Source organism: Gordonia sp. Z-3 (genome assembly GCF_036233855.1).
In the GTDB taxonomy this organism is placed as follows: Bacteria; Actinomycetota; Actinomycetes; order Mycobacteriales; family Mycobacteriaceae; genus Gordonia; species Gordonia tangerina.
Map to the genome: position 1 here is coordinate 19,128 of NZ_JAZARS010000020.1, position 14,347 is coordinate 33,474.

A 14,347-nucleotide genomic window follows, 5' to 3' on the forward strand; every position below is an offset into this window, starting at 1 on the left:
AATCCGAGACGCTACGCCACCGATCCACATTGGTGCATCGGTGGACGTCGCGGCAGAGCTTGTCGGGGGTAAGTGTTGTGATGCTGCTGTCGGGGGAAGGTCGGTGCGTCCTGTGGGGACGGCGCCGACGGTCTACTTCGATGCTGACGTTCTCAGCGACACCGTCCGGCCTGGCGGCCCGATCAGGGTGTCCGTCGACGGGTTGTACGTGCTACCACCAGCGGTAGCCACGCGAACAACCGCAGCACGAAATCGGCACGACCAGGCGCTCGGGGGAGGGTTCTGGATGACAGGGGAGTTGTATCGATGGGTGATCCATCACAGCGCACACAGGGCCGTCGCGAGAACGGTGAACGCCGCACGCCGGTGATGATGGGCTTGACCTCGGCGGCCGTGGCGGCCTCCATCGCGGTCGGCTTCGGCGCCGGAATGGCGCAGGCGGCACCGCATCAGGGCGGCACCAGCCCGAGCGACACCGCGCCGCAGCAGGGCGGGACCACTCCCGAACAGGCTGCGCCGCAGCAGGGTGGCACCACACCGACGCCCGAGGTCGCCCCGGTTGTGGTGCCTGGTCCGGGTGCAATCCCCGCGCCTCCGCAGGAAGCGCCGTACCAGCCGTACGTCCAGCCGAGCACCTACACCGCACCGACCTACGAAGAGTCTTACGACCCGGTGCCCCAGCGTCCGCTGACCGCTCCGAAACCCGTTGCGCCGGTGCGGCCGATCGCGCCGCCGCCGGAGAAGATCCGTGTCGGCAACTTCGTCACCGACATCCCGGAGGGCATGTCGGAGCGGGACGTCAACTCGGTCAACGCGTGGTCGGCTTACGGTGAAGCGAAGATCGCGCAAGGCCTGATCTCGGTGGGTGTGCCCGAGGACGAGGCGTCTCGACAGGCCGCATCGACGATCATCGGTGTGATGACGGGCGGTACGGCAGGTGCTGTGGCACTGGGTATCCCGGCTGCCGCGATGGGCGCTGTGGGTGGCGCGATCATCGGCACCGGTGTCGGTGCGGTTGCCGGCGGCATCTACAACGCGGTGACCTTCGCCGGTGTGAACGTGATCCCAGGTTTCGGCCCGATCGGGTACATGAATGCGATTGGGCTCGGTGCGCTGGCGGGCGCTGGTATCGGCCTTGCCGCGGGCGGCGCCATCGGTGCCGTGGGCGTGGGCGCTGCGGGTGCTGCAGTCGGTGCAGCCCTCGGTGGAACCGCCGGCGGTGCCGTCGCGTATGCCTTGGGTGCCGGTGACCCCGGCGCCAACCCCGACGAGCCATGGCAGCCGGGCGATCCAGAATCCACGCCGCTGCCCAACCCGGATGCCAACCAGTTCGAGCTGACGCTTTCGCGCGAGGACGCGCAGAAGGCACGCCTGCCGCCGATCGACTACGTCGTCAACTCGCGCGGCGATGTCGATGCGTCGATCGCCGGTTTCGACCTCAACTGGTCCGCCGAACAGGCGATGGCCCCGTACAGTGTGCTCGGTGCCGGCGCGGCCAAGTCCGCCCAGCAGGCCACCAAGCAGCGCACCGAGGAAGCGAAGAAGTCGATTCCGAACCTGCATGTCGCGTGGCCGCAGGAGATCGCACCCGTCAACTGACGAATCGGCGCGCCGGTCTCGGCGCCGCACCTATCGTGACCGCATGACGTCCACCGACGACCTCGCGCGCCGACTCGACGACCTCGACCGCATCGAGGCGATCAAACAGCTGAAACACCGCTACTGGCGGGCGTGTGACGGCAAGGACCCGAACGGTTTCCGCCGGTGTTTCATCCGGTCCGGTGCACGCATCGACTACGGACCGCTGGGCGCGTTCGACGACGCGACGCCGATGACGCGGATCTTCGAACAGGTGGCGTTGCATCGGGTCGACGGACAGTACGTCATTCTCGACATGCATCACGGCCTGCACCCCGACATCACGCTCACCTCCGCCACCACGGCGACCGGCCGTTGGACGTTGAAATTCCGACAGGTCAACCTGCTCGACCGCACCGAGCTGCTGATGACCGGGGAGTATGACGACGAGTACCAGATCGAGGACGGCGAGTGGAAGATGTCGGCGAGCACACTCACCCCGCGGTGGTCGTTGCGGCGGCCGCTGGGTGAGGACACTGTCGTGACACCGGTCCCCGCCGACCACCGGCGTGGTGGGTTCGCCTGATCGCCCGAACCGCATGCCTGGGCGGAACGCGGGTCGTCTTCGTTTCCGCAGGTCGGCGCGATTCGCGCGGGCGGTCGACGGCCCGCGTTCTCTGAGCCGACCTGCGCCGTCCGAGGCGACCCGCGCAACCCACCACGTCGGATCTGCCCCATTCGCAATACCGCCCGGTGTGCGGGAAGGTGGATACATCGGCGAACGACTGTTGGGAGGTGCGCGATGAAGGACGTCTTTGCCGACTACCATCGCGAACTCGCCGGCATCGAACGGCGGGTGGCCCGCGAGGTGCGTCCCGGCGGACCGCGCCGGCGCGGACTGTGGACGGCGGTCGTGGTGGCGGCCGCCTCGTCGGCCCTGCCGCTGACCTTCCGCGGTGCCGGGTTCGCCGGCGGGCCCGACGCCTCGCTCCTGATGCGCGCCGACATCATTCTGGTGCTCGCGGTGGCCGGGTTGTCGGCGGCGGCGCTGTGCACCCGGCGCTGGGGTCTGGCGGCGTGCGCGTTCGGCGTCGGCGGTTTCACCTCGGCGTTCGGGCTCTTCGCGCTCTGGTCGCAGAACACTCTGCCCGAGCCTGCGCCGACCGTCTCACCGCTGTACCTGGCCGGATGGATCGCGACGATCGTGGGCACCGTGCTGTGGGCGGCGGTCGTGACCAGTCGCCCGGCCACCGATCGCGACACGACCGACCGGAACGGGCCGGCATCGGCTAACTGATCGCCGCCAGACCGCGCCGCACCTTCTCCTCGACATCCGCAGCGATCTGCCGATGACGTTCGGCCGCAGCATGTTCACCGATCAGGTCGGCGAGCTCGGCCAGCACGACATCGATTGGGCCGAACGAGACGCTGGCGGCGTTGAGGCCCGCGATGGTGCCCGACCAGTCGACCAGCAACCGGTAGAGCCGGGCGGCTTCGTCGACCATGCCGAGCTTGACCAGCGCACGCGCATGGAAGACCTCCATGGACGTCCAGTAGTAGTCGCGGCTGGTGTATGGGTCGGTCTCGGCGATGGCCCGAGCCTCGTCGATGCGACCAGCATCGATGAGCGCATCGACGTACACCCATCCCACGGCGTGCGGGGTACGTTCGAACACCGCGGCGACCTCGTCGACGAGATGGCCGATGGAGCCGCGGAACCAGCCGACGCACAAGTGCCCGATCAGGTCGAACTCCCCGCCGGCCGGCATCCCGGCCGCCCGCAGCTGCGCGCTGAGCGCGGTGTATTTGGCTGCTGCCGAATCGAGTTCGCCGCGCAGGACGTCGGTGACCGCGCTGAACGCCGACAACACCACCACCAGCTCACCCACCCGACCGCTGGTGGCGCATTGCATGCCGGCCTGCATCTGCGCCACCGCACCCGGCAGATCGATCTGCGACATGCGGAGCAGGAACAGATAGAAGCGGGCGGCCGCCTCGTAGCCTCGGTTGCCGGATTCCTGGGTCAGTTCCAGGAATTCGGCGGCCAACGCCGGGTACTGATTGCGGCTGTCGGGGCCCAGCGCGGTGAACACGCGTGCGTTGAGTGCGGCACACAGCAGGTCGACGTCGTCGGCGTCCCGGGCCAGCCGCAGCGCCTCTTCGGCGCACTCGATGGCGAAGGCGTCGTCGGAGCCCTCGAACTCGAACACGGCGCTGATCAGCAGACGCACCCGGTCGATGCCGGTGGCGCCGGTCAGCGCATCGAGCACGGCCGCCGTCATCACCTCGTCGGGAACGCCTTTGGTGCGCGTCGACCAGATCCACGGAGTGCGCCAGCAGGTCAACGCCGCCACCACCAGGGCCGGGTCGTCGACGGTCCGCGCCAGCCGCAACGCGTCCTCGCGTCGAGCGCGCGCGGCCGAGATCTCGCCCCGATGAGCCAGCGCGGTCACCAGATCACACAACGCGTGGACCATCTGCACCCGATCCTCGGTCGATGCAGTGGCGCGGGCGTGACCGGCCAGGTCATGCAGATCCACCGCGTGCTGCCACAGCGGCGCGGAGTCGGCGGCAAACTCTGTCGAAAAACGATGACGTGCTGCCTCTTCCACGATTCTCAACGCATCGTCGGCGGTGCTGCTCGATGCGCCGAGCGCCGCGTGCACGGCCAACTCGTCGGTGACCGTGGGGTTGCGGGCGGCCAGCAACTGCATGGTGCGCCAGTGCAGCCGCCGGCGCCGCAACGTCGGGATGGCGTCGTAGACGGCGTCACGCATCAGAACATGGGTGAACCCCACGCGGTCGGCTTCGGCGCTGAGCAGACCGGCCACCACCGCCGAGTCGATGGCGTCGAGCACGGTGTCCTCGGCATCGTCGTCGGGCCAGAGTCCGATGATGGTGTCGACGTCGCACTCACGGCCGCAGACGGCGGCCAGGCGCAGCATCGTGACCGTCTGTTCGGGGAGTCGCTCCACCCGGCGTAGCAACACCTCCCGCACTCCGCTGGGCACCGCCGTCTGCGCGTCTCGGGTGCCGCGGGAGGCCACGAGTTTCGCCAATTCGCGTACGAACAGTGGGTTCCCGTCGGTGCGCGAACGCAGCAGCGCCAAAGTCGGGTCGTCGACCGGGTCGAGGCCGGCGTCGGCGGCCAGCGCCCGGATTCCGTCATCGGACAGTCCCGCCAGAACGAGATGATCGGCGGTGGCGGAGATCAATGCGGCTGCGGTGGCGAGTAGTTCGATGCTCGCCTCCGACGGCCGGTAGGTTGCGACCACCAGTGCCGGCCGGTCGGCCAGCCAGGTGACGAGTTGTCGAAGTACCTGCAGGGTGGCGCTGTCGGCGCGGTGGGTGTCGTCGATGATCAGGGCCACCCCGTGGCCATCGGCGATGCGGGACTCGCAGGCACCACGCACCTGCCGGGCGATCAGGAACGGGTCGTCGATCTCGTTGTCGCCGTCGAGTTCTGCCACCACCTCACGCCACGCCCAGGCGCTCGGGGCGCCGTCGACCTCCGGGCACTGCCCGAATGCGGTGACCCATCCCGACGCGCGCAGGTGCTGACCGAAGGTTCGTGCCAGGGTGGTCTTCCCGCCACCGGCCTCCGCGGTGACCCACACGATGCGTAGCCCGGTACGCCGCGCCGTCTCGGCATGCTCGGCGAGCTTCTCGAGTTCGGATTCCCGTCCGGCGGACTCCCGGTGTTCCGGACCTGCGGAGCGGTCCACCTCGGGTGGGTCGGCGTAGACGGTCGGCGGGGCCTCGGGAGCCCGTGTCGCGGTGGGTGCATCGAGCGCGGGGTCCTGTTGCAGGATGTCCGATTCGAGAGTGCGGATCTTGACCGACGGGTCCACCCCGAGTTCGTCGGCGAGGTACTCGCGCAGCGTCCGCAGGGTGCGCAGCGCGTCGGCCTGACGGCCCAGCCGGTACTGCGCGAGCGCCAGGAGTCCGAACAACTCCTCGCGGGTGGAATGGGTCTCGCACAGCGCGGGCAGTTCGGCGACGACCTCCGCCGGACGTCCCAGATCCAGGGCGGCGGCTGCGCGCTGTTCTACGGTGTGCAACCACAGCTCGTCGAGGCGTGCCACCTCCGGGCCCGCCCACTCGTCGGCGGCATGCGGACCGAACGGGTCACCGCGCCAGAGCGATTGCGCCTCGCCGAGGCGGGCGTAGCGGCCAGCCGGGTCGGGGCCCGCGGTCCCGGCCAGATCGGCGAAGCGCCACAGGTCCACCGCATCTCGGGGTAGGTGCAGCGCATAGCCGGGAGGTTCGCTCACCAGGATCCGCGCCGGGGTGCGTGGCGCCCGCTGCGGTTCGAGGATGCGGCGCAGGTTGGAGATGTGCACCTGCAATCCGGCGAGAGCCTTCGGTGGCGGCTCGCCGTTCCACAGGTCGTCGATGAGTCGATCGGTGGACACCACCCGGCCGTCGGCGGCGGCGAGGCGCGCCAGAACCGCGCGCCCACGCCGCGACTTGATCTCGGCGGGACGGCCGTCGACGTCGGCGCGGACGGTCCCGGACAGGGTGATAGACACGACGGGACCCGCTTCGACGTCCATCGACATCGTTCACGCTCCTCGCCGCCCGCGGCGCGCCATCCGCCGTCCCCATCGAAGATTATCGCCGTGACGTGGCAATTGCGTGCGGTTCATCCGTCTGGTCGACGACTGTCCGATTCTCTCGGCGACATCGGCGTTGCCGTCGGCAGGGTTCGGGTGCCCCGCCGGCATCGCCGGAGGCGGTAGGGCGCCCAGGGCCTACGCGTACCGGTCGGGCCCGTGATCAGCCGCCGAAACGTTCCTGCGCGCAGCTGCAGATGGCGTCGAGGTGCAGGCCGAAGGTGAGGCCCCCGGTCGCGCCGTATTCGGTCAGGCGCTCGGCGCCGCGGGCGTACAGGCGTCTGGCTCCGGTCGGGTTGCCGCGCTCGTGATGGGTGAGACCCACGCAGAGCTGTGCGAGCCCCTGCCACAGTGGACGCTCATCCACTGGGCAGTCCTTCCAGCGGTTCTCGAAGACCTCGTGGGCGGAAAACGGCCGCCCCTCGGCGAGTAGTCGGCGGGCCAGCTCGATCGTCTGCTGTGGCGGCAACGCCTCCTCGGGAACCGGCTCGACACCCTCCGCGCCGTAGGGCAATGGTCGCCCCAGCCGGTCACGCGGACGCGCCTGGCGGGCGTGACCCTCGCTATCGCGGTCGCGGTGCTGAGTCATGACGCCACCACTCGCATGACTCCGACTCTACGTCGTGGGTCACGTGCCGAGAAACGAGATGACCTCGCTGGTCGGTGACCAGCGGTGTTACCGACCCGGCGAGACGAGATCGACGAAGCGGCGCTCGAACGACTCCATCAGCACAACCTCGGCTGCGGAATCGGCGACCGCTGTGGCATCGACAACCGCGACGACACCGGCCACCTGCAGCCGATCAACCCGAGTTTCGAGAACACCTGGCCGCGTTGGCGAGTGCCTCCTGAAATCGGCTTCGTGGGGGTCGTCCGAGGGGATATCCCCTCGGATGGGCCTGACACGGCTGATTGCGGTCAACGCTCTCGGACTCCAGTCACTTTCATGGGAATCCGGAATAGTTGGTTGGTACTACCTGCGGGGATGCCGTATCGTCCGCACCAGATAGACGGCCACGCCGAGTGCGACCACCCCGCAACCGGCGATCACCGAGCCGACCGGCAAAGTCGCGGCGAGGCTGACACAGCCGACGAGACCCAGGGTGGTGACCACCCGCGCCGGCCGCCGCTCATCGCGGGTCAGGGTGGCCGCCGACGCGTTGGCGATGGCGTAGTAGAGAAGCACACCGAACGACGAGAACCCGATTGCGCCACGCACATCGACGGTGGCGGCCAGCACCGCAACGATGACGCCGATCGCCAGTTCGGCATGATGCGGCACCCGGTGCTGTGGATGGATCGCGGCCAGCCAGCGGGGCAGGTGACCGTCGCGCGCCATGGCGAGGGTGGTACGCGAGACACCCAGCACCATCGCCAGCAGCGAGCCGATCGCCGCGACCGCGGCACCCACTTGAACCACCGGCGCCAATCCGGAAGCACCTGCGGCGCGCACGGTTTCGACGAGTGGTGCCGCTGCGTCGGCCAGCCCGGCAGGTCCGACGACCGCCAACGCGGAGACCGCCACCGCCGCATAGACCACCAGGACGATGCCCAAAGCGGTGGGGATCGCACGACCGATGGTGCGGGCGGGGTCGCGGACCTCCTCGCCGAGCGTGGCGATCCGCGCGTACCCGGCGAAGGCGAAGAACAGGAGTGCGGCAGCCTGCAGAACCCCGTACGCGGACGCATCGTCGCCGATCGCGAGGTGCTCGCCCGTGTCGGCCGGAGTCGACGACACCGCGGCCACCACCACCGCCGCCAGCACTGCCAGCACCACCGCGACGATCGCACGCGTCACGAGCGCCGACTTCCGGATGCCCCGATAGTTGACCGCCGTGACTGCGACAACTGCGGCCACCGCGACGGCGTGCGCGTGGTCGGGCCACAGGTAGACACCGACCGTCAAAGCCATTGCGGCGCACGATGCCGTCTTGCCCACCACAAAACACCACCCGGCGAGGTAGCCCCAGATCTCGCCGAGACGTTCGCGGCCGTAGACGTACGTGCCTCCGGAGACGGGGTACAGCGCGGCGAGCCGGGCCGATGAGGTGGCGTTGCAGTAGGCGATCACCGCGGCAATCGCCAGACCCACGAGCAGGCCCGATCCGGCCGCCCGCGCGGCCGGCGCCAGCACGGCGAACACGCCGGCGCCGATCATCGATCCGAGGCCGATGGTCACCGCGTCGCCGACGCCGAGGCGCCGTGTGAGTGCACCACCCGACGTCGCGTCGTTCGTCACGACGGTCAGTGTAGGTGGGCAACCACCCCGGGAAGATGAACGTTCGGTACCGCGAGCTGGCCGGCGCCAGGTGAACCGATGCGACCGCGTAACACGCCGACCGCTGCTGTCGCAGCCATGGTCACCGACCGGCGCAGCGTCTGCCAGTCGGGATCCGGGAATGTGTGCCGACCGAGAACTGCGACCACGAATCGCCGGTCCGCGCCGACGAACCCGGCACTGTGCAGATATGCGGTGTCTGTTCGCCACCGCATCCAACCTTGTTTGGCTGCGGTGACGTCACGAATCCCGGGCGCCTGCAGACCGAAGTCCTGCGCGAAACCGTCGGCGGCGACGGGCGGTGCCTGTGCGAGAGCGCCGATGATGACGTCGGCGTCGGGTGGCGGCATCTCGGCCACGTAGGCCAGCAGCCGTGTCGCATCGGATGCGGTCGTGGTCATCCAACCCCAGATATCGGGCTCGATCGGGGCCGCGGTGTCGGTCAGCCCGAGTCGAGTAGCCACCCGCCCGACCGCGCCCATCCCGTCGAACCTCGTCCACAAGTCGTTCATCGCGCTGTCATCGCTGGGACCGAGTGCGCGGCGGATGAGTTCGACATCGCTCGCGCTCAGCGGGAGAGCATCAGAACGTCGGCGATCCAACACGTCCACCGCGACGACGACTTTCGCCAACGATGCGCTGAACATCGGCCCCGTGGCCTGGCCGTTCCCGACCACGTCGCCGGTGACGCGGTCCAGGACGGCCACCGCCACGTCGACGTCGGCTATCGCACCCGCAGCGACGTCGGCGGCGCGCATCGCCCGTGACCCGATGCTCGATGAGTGGGCCGTGTCCGCGGTCGCCGTGGTCCGCTCGGCCGGCAACCGTGCTGTCGGAACGCGCAATCCGATCATGGCGGTGATCAGCAAGATCGTGGCGACCCCGGCCCACCGCGTGACCGCACCACCCGTGCGCCTGCCGGTGATGGGTCGTGTGCCGCAACGTCGTCTCGTAGGTCCGATATGTCCGAATCTACGCCGTTGGCCGCTGTGCGGCCGCTCGCGCGCATTGGTGCCGAACGCGTCAGCGAAGGGTCGGGGGTGTCGCGCCCACGGTCGGTCTGGCCTCGGCTGTCGGGTTGCGATTCGCGCGGCGCGCGGTTCGGCCCACCCCGAGCGCGAGGACGGCCATCGACATCACCGCCGCGATCGCGCCGGCCGCGGCGACCTGCGTGATGGTCGGATAGAAGATGGCCACCACCGCGGGCGCCGACACCGTGATGAGCAGCGGAATGGGTAGTGACCACCGCGGCGCCTGTCCACGGACCGTGCCCCGCCACGGGTCGGGCAGCAGCATGCCGACGCCCACGACCAGCAGGGTCGAGATGATGACGTCGCTGGGTCGGTGCCAGCCGGCGGCGACGATGACGAATTCGAGCACCGCGGCCCAGGTACCCACCAGGGTGCCGACGTAAGGGCGCAGGAGGGGTGGACTGGCCAGCACCAGTACCACCACGACCGCCGTCACCGCGGCGGCATGACCACTCGGCGCGGAGTTCGCGGTCTCCGCGATCCAGGAATGCAACTGCGGACGCGTGAGCACGTGATCACGCAGGAACTGCACGACCAGCACCGTCGCCGGCGCGAAGGCCAGCAGTGCGGCGGTGCTCGCGAGGCCACGGCGGGCGTCGGTGCGTGAGGAGAACCGGCGGCACTGCACCAGCACCACCACCGACGCCGCCACCGCGATCCACAAGGCGGGATGGGAGACGACGTCGATGGTGAGCGGGAGAGGGAGGTCATCGACCGCAGGGAGGGCCCGGCACACGTCGAGCAGCCATTGATCGACGCGCTGGCCGGGCCGCGTCCACACGGCCACGGCGAACACCGCGGCCGCAATGAGGAATGCAGCCGTCACCACCGCTGCGCGCGAGAGGGAGGAACGTCGCGCAGCGGTGGATCCGGTCACGAAAGCCAACCTAGAGGCCGAAGCTGGGAGCATTCTGCAGACAACCTGAGGACTCTCAGTGTTGACTGGGTGTCTGCGGTCGACTCGAGCCCACGGTCGTCCGGAAATCGATGGATCGGGCCCCGCCCGCGCGGTTCTGTGTACAGTCGTGCACAAAGGTTCACCGGAGGTGCCACCCATGGATCTGCTCAAGTGGAGCAAACGCCCGGCGGCCGACGTCGAGGCCAGAAAACCAGAGGTCAACATCGTGCGCGGGCTCATCGCCCGCGCCACCACGCCATTGCTGCCCGACGACTACCTGCACCTGCTCAACCCGCTGTGGTCGGCGCGCGAACTGCGCGGCCGCGTGCTGGAGGTGGTGCGCGAGACCGAGGACTCGGCCACGGTCACCATCCGCACCGGGTGGGGGTTCCCGAACTCGTACAAGCCGGGTCAGTACGTCGGGATCGGACTGCAGGTGGGCGGTCGCTGGCATTGGCGGTCGTACTCGCTGACGTCGATCGGCGACACCTCCGACAAGACGATCGCGATCACCGTCAAGGCCAATCCCGACGGATTTCTCTCCACACATCTCGTCGACGGAGTGTCGCCGGGGACCGTGATCCGGCTCGCCGCACCCAAGGGCGATTTTCATCTGCCCGAACCGCTGCCCGACAGCGTGCTGTTCCTCACCGCCGGCAGCGGCATCACTCCGGTCATGTCGATGCTGCGGTCGCTACGGTCGCGGGAGAACGTGCCCGACATCGTGCACGTGCACTCCGCGCCGACCCGCGACGCCGTGATCTTCCTCGAGGAACTCGAGAAGATGGATACCGACGTCCTCTCCTACGACCTGCAGTTGCAGCTGACGCGCGAGCAGGGCAAGTTCGACATCGAGCAACTCGACGCCGAGGTGCCGGACTGGCGGGACCGGCAGTGCTGGGCATGCGGGCCGGTGGCGATGCTCGACACGGTCGAGGAGCGCTTCACCGAGGAGGGGCTGCGCGACCAGCTGCACATCGAACGGTTCGCGATCGCGCGGACCGATGTGGGTGGTGAAGGTGGCACCGTCACCTTCGCCACGTCGGGGAAGACCGCCGAGATCGACGGCGCCACCACACTCCTTGAAGCAGGCGAGGAGTTGGGAATCCAGATGCCGTTCGGCTGCCGAATGGGTATCTGCCAAACCTGCGTGGTACCCCTCGCCGGGGGATATGTGCGCGATCTGCGCAACGGCGAGGAACGCCGCGAGGGTGAACGAATCCAGACATGTATCAGCAGCGTGTCCGGGGAATGCACACTCGACCTCTAGGGGGATCGATGGCCATCACCGACATCGACCAATACGCTCATCTGACCGACGCCGACGTCGAGGCCCTCGGGGCCGAACTCGACGCCATCCGGCGCGACATCGAGGAGTCCCGCGGCGAAACCGACGCCCGCTACATCCGGCGGGCCATCACGATCCAGCGCAGCCTCGCCGCCGGTGGCCGGCTCGTGTTGATGTTCAGCAACCGCAAGTCGGCCTGGGTCGCCGGCACCGCCATGCTTTCGCTGGCCAAGATCATCGAGAACATGGAGCTCGGTCACAACGTGATGCACGGTCAATGGGATTGGATGAACGATCCCGAGGTGCACTCGTCGTCGTGGGAATGGGACACCACCTGCCCCAGCGTGCAGTGGAAGCACTCGCACAACTTCGTGCACCACAAGTACACGAATGTGGTGGGCATGGACGACGACGTGGGCTACGGCATCCTGCGCGTCACCCGCGACCAGCCGTGGGAATGGTGGAATGTCGGCAACCCGATCTACAATCTCACGCTGGGTACCTTCTTCGAATACGGTGTGGCGCTGCACCATCTGGAGACCGAGAAGCTGCGCAACAAGGAGAAGTCGTACCGTCAGGCGTTCAAGGATCTACGGGTCATCGGACGCAAGGTCGGCAAGCAGGCCGCCAAGGACTACCTGATCTTCCCGGCGCTGGCCGGCCCGAACTGGAAGCCGACGATCGCGGCGAACTTCACGGCCAACATCGTGCGCAACTACTGGGCGTACATGGTGATCTTCTGCGGGCACTTCCCCGACGGTGCCGAGAAATTCACCGTCGAGGAGTACGAGAACGAGGATCAGCCGCGCTGGTATCTGCGACAGATGCTGGGCTCGGCCAACTTCCGCGCCGGCCTGCTCATGCGGTTCATGAGTGGCAACCTCAGCCATCAGATCGAGCACCATCTGTTCCCCGACCTGCCCAGCAACCGGTACGAGGAGATCGGGGTCCGGGTGCGGGCGCTGTGCGACAAATACGATCTGCCCTACACGACGGGTTCGTTGGGCCACCAGTACTTTCAGTCGTTCCGGACGATCGCGAAGCTGGCCGTCCCGAACGCCTTGCTGAAGGCGACGTCGGACGACGCGCCGGAGACCGCGTCGGAGTTGCGGTTCGCCATGCGCGAGGGGATGGCCAATCACTTCGGCGTCGATCCGGCGACCGGCAAGCGCCGCGGTCTGCGCACCGCGCTGCGTGAACTGAAGAACGCGCCGGTACAGCCGGCCGCGTAGTCGGGCGAGCCGGCGCCGCCCCCGGCCGGTTCCTCCCCCGGGTATCGCTTTGTCCCCCAGCTGCCTTGGGCGGGGGAACTGATACCCGGGGGAGGAACGGTCGGCGGTCAGAAAGTGGCGGTCAGAAACTGGCGGTGGGGGCGCCCATGCCGGGGTCGATCCTCGTCGGTCCGTCCTTGGACGGGGCGACCGGGAAATCAAAGATCGCGGTCGGGATATACACCGTGGCACACGAGTTGGGGATGTCGACAACCCCGGACAGGCGGCCCTCGATGGGGGCTGACCCGAGGAGTAGGTAAGCCTGTTCGGGGCTGTAACCGAATTTCGTCAGGTAGTCGATGGCGTGCAGGCAGGCCCGCTGATAGGACAGGTCGGAATCGAGGTAGCGCTGCTCGCCGTCGAGGGTGACCGACGTACCCGAGAACGCGATCCACTCCGAGTACTGCGGATCGGTGTTGCCGGGCATGAAGATGGCGTTCTCGGTGACCCCGTAGGTGTCCATGCCGCCCTTGATGAGATCGACGTGCAGATCCATGAAGCCACCCATCTCGATGGCGCCGCAGAAGGTGATCTCACCGTCGCCCTGAGAGAAGTGCAGATCGCCGAACGAGAGCTTCGCGCCGGGCACGAACACCGGGTAGAAGACGCGGGTGCCCTTGGTGAGGTTCTTGATGTCCTGGTTGCCGCCGTTCTCGCGCGGCGGTGCGGTACGGGCGGCTTCACTTGCCACCCGGTCGAATTCGGCTCCAGTGAGCGTGCCCAGGATGGCGTCCTTGGGTTGCGGCGGCAGCGCGAGTGGCGGCACCCGTTCGGGATCGGTGGCGATGAGCGCGGCCTCACGCGCGTTCCACCTTCCCAGCAGTTCGGGTGACGGCGCGGTGCCCATCAGACCGGGATGGACGATGCCGGTGTACTTCACGTGCGGGACATGCCGCGACGTCGCGCTCTGGCCGGAGAAGTCCCAGATGGCCTTGTAGGCGTCGGGGAACTGATCGGTGAGGAAGCCGCCACCGTTCTGCTTGGCGAAGATGCCGGTGTAGCCCCAGCCCTGGCCGGCGAGTGGGCCCGAGTCCTCCTGCGGAATCGGCCCGACGTCGAGGATGTCGACGATGAGCAGATCGCCCGGCTCGGCACCCTCGATGGCGAACGGCCCGGACAGCACGTGCACGCCATCGAGCGGAGCGTTGAGGATGTCCTCGGCCGAGTCGTCGTTGTGGATGGCGCCGTCGAACCATTCGCGACAATGCGCACGGAACGTGTCGCCGGGTTTCACGGTCACTGCGGCCGGAATGTCGGGATGCCACCTGTTGTGGCCGACGATCTGCTGATCGGTGAACGTCTTCGATGAATCGAGCGGGTACAGCAACTCCGGCATGACGCGTCCTCTTCTCATCACGATGCTCTGGTCGCGAGTGCGGTCGAGACC

General features: G+C 68.2%; 11 protein-coding genes. 5 read left to right on the forward strand and 6 right to left on the reverse strand.

Annotated features, from left to right (window positions below):
- Positions 1 to 306: 306 nt before the first annotated feature.
- The 3 genes from VX037_RS20325 to VX037_RS20335 all read left to right on the forward strand — a co-directional run bounded on the left by VX037_RS20325 (position 307) and on the right by VX037_RS20335 (position 2,875).
- Complete coding sequence (locus tag VX037_RS20325; protein WP_328715631.1) at positions 307 to 1,599, forward strand: hypothetical protein; 1,293 nt, start codon at positions 307 to 309, stop codon at positions 1,597 to 1,599.
- Positions 1,600 to 1,642: 43 nt separating this feature from the next.
- Positions 1,643 to 2,164 (forward strand): nuclear transport factor 2 family protein, encoded by a 522-nt coding sequence (locus tag VX037_RS20330; RefSeq protein WP_235721634.1) that lies wholly within the window; start codon positions 1,643 to 1,645, stop codon positions 2,162 to 2,164.
- Between the two features lie 216 nt (positions 2,165 to 2,380).
- Complete coding sequence (locus tag VX037_RS20335; RefSeq protein WP_235721635.1) at positions 2,381 to 2,875, forward strand: Rv2732c family membrane protein; 495 nt, start codon at positions 2,381 to 2,383, stop codon at positions 2,873 to 2,875.
- On the opposite strand, the gene VX037_RS20340 is transcribed toward VX037_RS20335, so the two are convergent.
- The 5 genes from VX037_RS20340 to VX037_RS20360 form a co-directional block, all read right to left on the reverse strand.
- A complete protein-coding gene (locus tag VX037_RS20340; protein ID WP_328715633.1) occupies positions 2,868 to 6,140 on the reverse strand; it encodes a BTAD domain-containing putative transcriptional regulator in 3,273 nt (1,090 codons plus the stop codon). The two genes, VX037_RS20335 and VX037_RS20340, sit on opposite strands and share 8 nt — an antisense overlap.
- 217 nt (positions 6,141 to 6,357) lie before the next feature.
- Positions 6,358 to 6,783, reverse strand: a complete 426-nt coding sequence (locus VX037_RS20345) for a DUF309 domain-containing protein (protein WP_235721637.1) — start codon at positions 6,781 to 6,783, stop codon at positions 6,358 to 6,360.
- A 384-nt stretch (positions 6,784 to 7,167) separates the two neighbouring features.
- Entirely contained in the window at positions 7,168 to 8,433 is a 1,266-nt protein-coding gene (locus tag VX037_RS20350; protein WP_328715635.1) for an APC family permease, read from the reverse strand.
- Between the two features lie 5 nt (positions 8,434 to 8,438).
- Positions 8,439 to 9,341, reverse strand: coding sequence for a serine hydrolase (locus VX037_RS20355; RefSeq protein ID WP_328715637.1), 903 nt, complete (start codon positions 9,339 to 9,341; stop codon positions 8,439 to 8,441).
- A 154-nt stretch (positions 9,342 to 9,495) separates the two neighbouring features.
- Positions 9,496 to 10,380, reverse strand: coding sequence for a phosphatase PAP2 family protein (locus VX037_RS20360; RefSeq protein ID WP_328715638.1), 885 nt, complete (start codon positions 10,378 to 10,380; stop codon positions 9,496 to 9,498).
- Between the two features lie 178 nt (positions 10,381 to 10,558).
- Here VX037_RS20360 and VX037_RS20365 point away from each other — a divergent pair, with 178 nt between their 5' ends.
- Both VX037_RS20365 and VX037_RS20370 read left to right on the forward strand, forming a co-directional pair.
- Complete coding sequence (locus tag VX037_RS20365; RefSeq protein ID WP_328715639.1) at positions 10,559 to 11,671, forward strand: ferredoxin reductase; 1,113 nt, start codon at positions 10,559 to 10,561, stop codon at positions 11,669 to 11,671.
- Positions 11,672 to 11,679: 8 nt separating this feature from the next.
- Positions 11,680 to 12,921: a fatty acid desaturase family protein gene (locus VX037_RS20370; RefSeq protein ID WP_328715640.1), complete on the forward strand. Its 1,242-nt coding sequence runs from the start codon at positions 11,680 to 11,682 to the stop codon at positions 12,919 to 12,921.
- Positions 12,922 to 13,042: 121 nt separating this feature from the next.
- Here the strand turns inward: VX037_RS20370 and fmdA are convergent, their stop codons facing one another.
- Positions 13,043 to 14,296 carry a formamidase gene (gene fmdA / locus VX037_RS20375; RefSeq protein ID WP_328715641.1) on the reverse strand — a complete coding sequence of 418 codons (1,254 nt, stop codon included), beginning with the start codon at positions 14,294 to 14,296 and terminating at the stop codon, positions 13,043 to 13,045.
- Positions 14,297 to 14,347: the final 51 nt, after the last annotated feature.

Coding starts and splice junctions, on each gene's coding strand:
- VX037_RS20325 (WP_328715631.1), top strand. CDS start 307: ATGGGTGATCCATCACAGCGCACACAGGGCCGTCGCGAGAACGGTGAA.
- VX037_RS20330 (WP_235721634.1), top strand. CDS start 1,643: ATGACGTCCACCGACGACCTCGCGCGCCGACTCGACGACCTCGACCGC.
- VX037_RS20335 (WP_235721635.1), top strand. CDS start 2,381: ATGAAGGACGTCTTTGCCGACTACCATCGCGAACTCGCCGGCATCGAA.
- VX037_RS20340 (WP_328715633.1), bottom strand. CDS start 6,140: ATGTCGATGGACGTCGAAGCGGGTCCCGTCGTGTCTATCACCCTGTCC.
- VX037_RS20345 (WP_235721637.1), bottom strand. CDS start 6,783: ATGACTCAGCACCGCGACCGCGATAGCGAGGGTCACGCCCGCCAGGCG.
- VX037_RS20365 (WP_328715639.1), top strand. CDS start 10,559: ATGGATCTGCTCAAGTGGAGCAAACGCCCGGCGGCCGACGTCGAGGCC.
- VX037_RS20370 (WP_328715640.1), top strand. CDS start 11,680: ATGGCCATCACCGACATCGACCAATACGCTCATCTGACCGACGCCGAC.
- fmdA (WP_328715641.1), bottom strand. CDS start 14,296: ATGCCGGAGTTGCTGTACCCGCTCGATTCATCGAAGACGTTCACCGAT.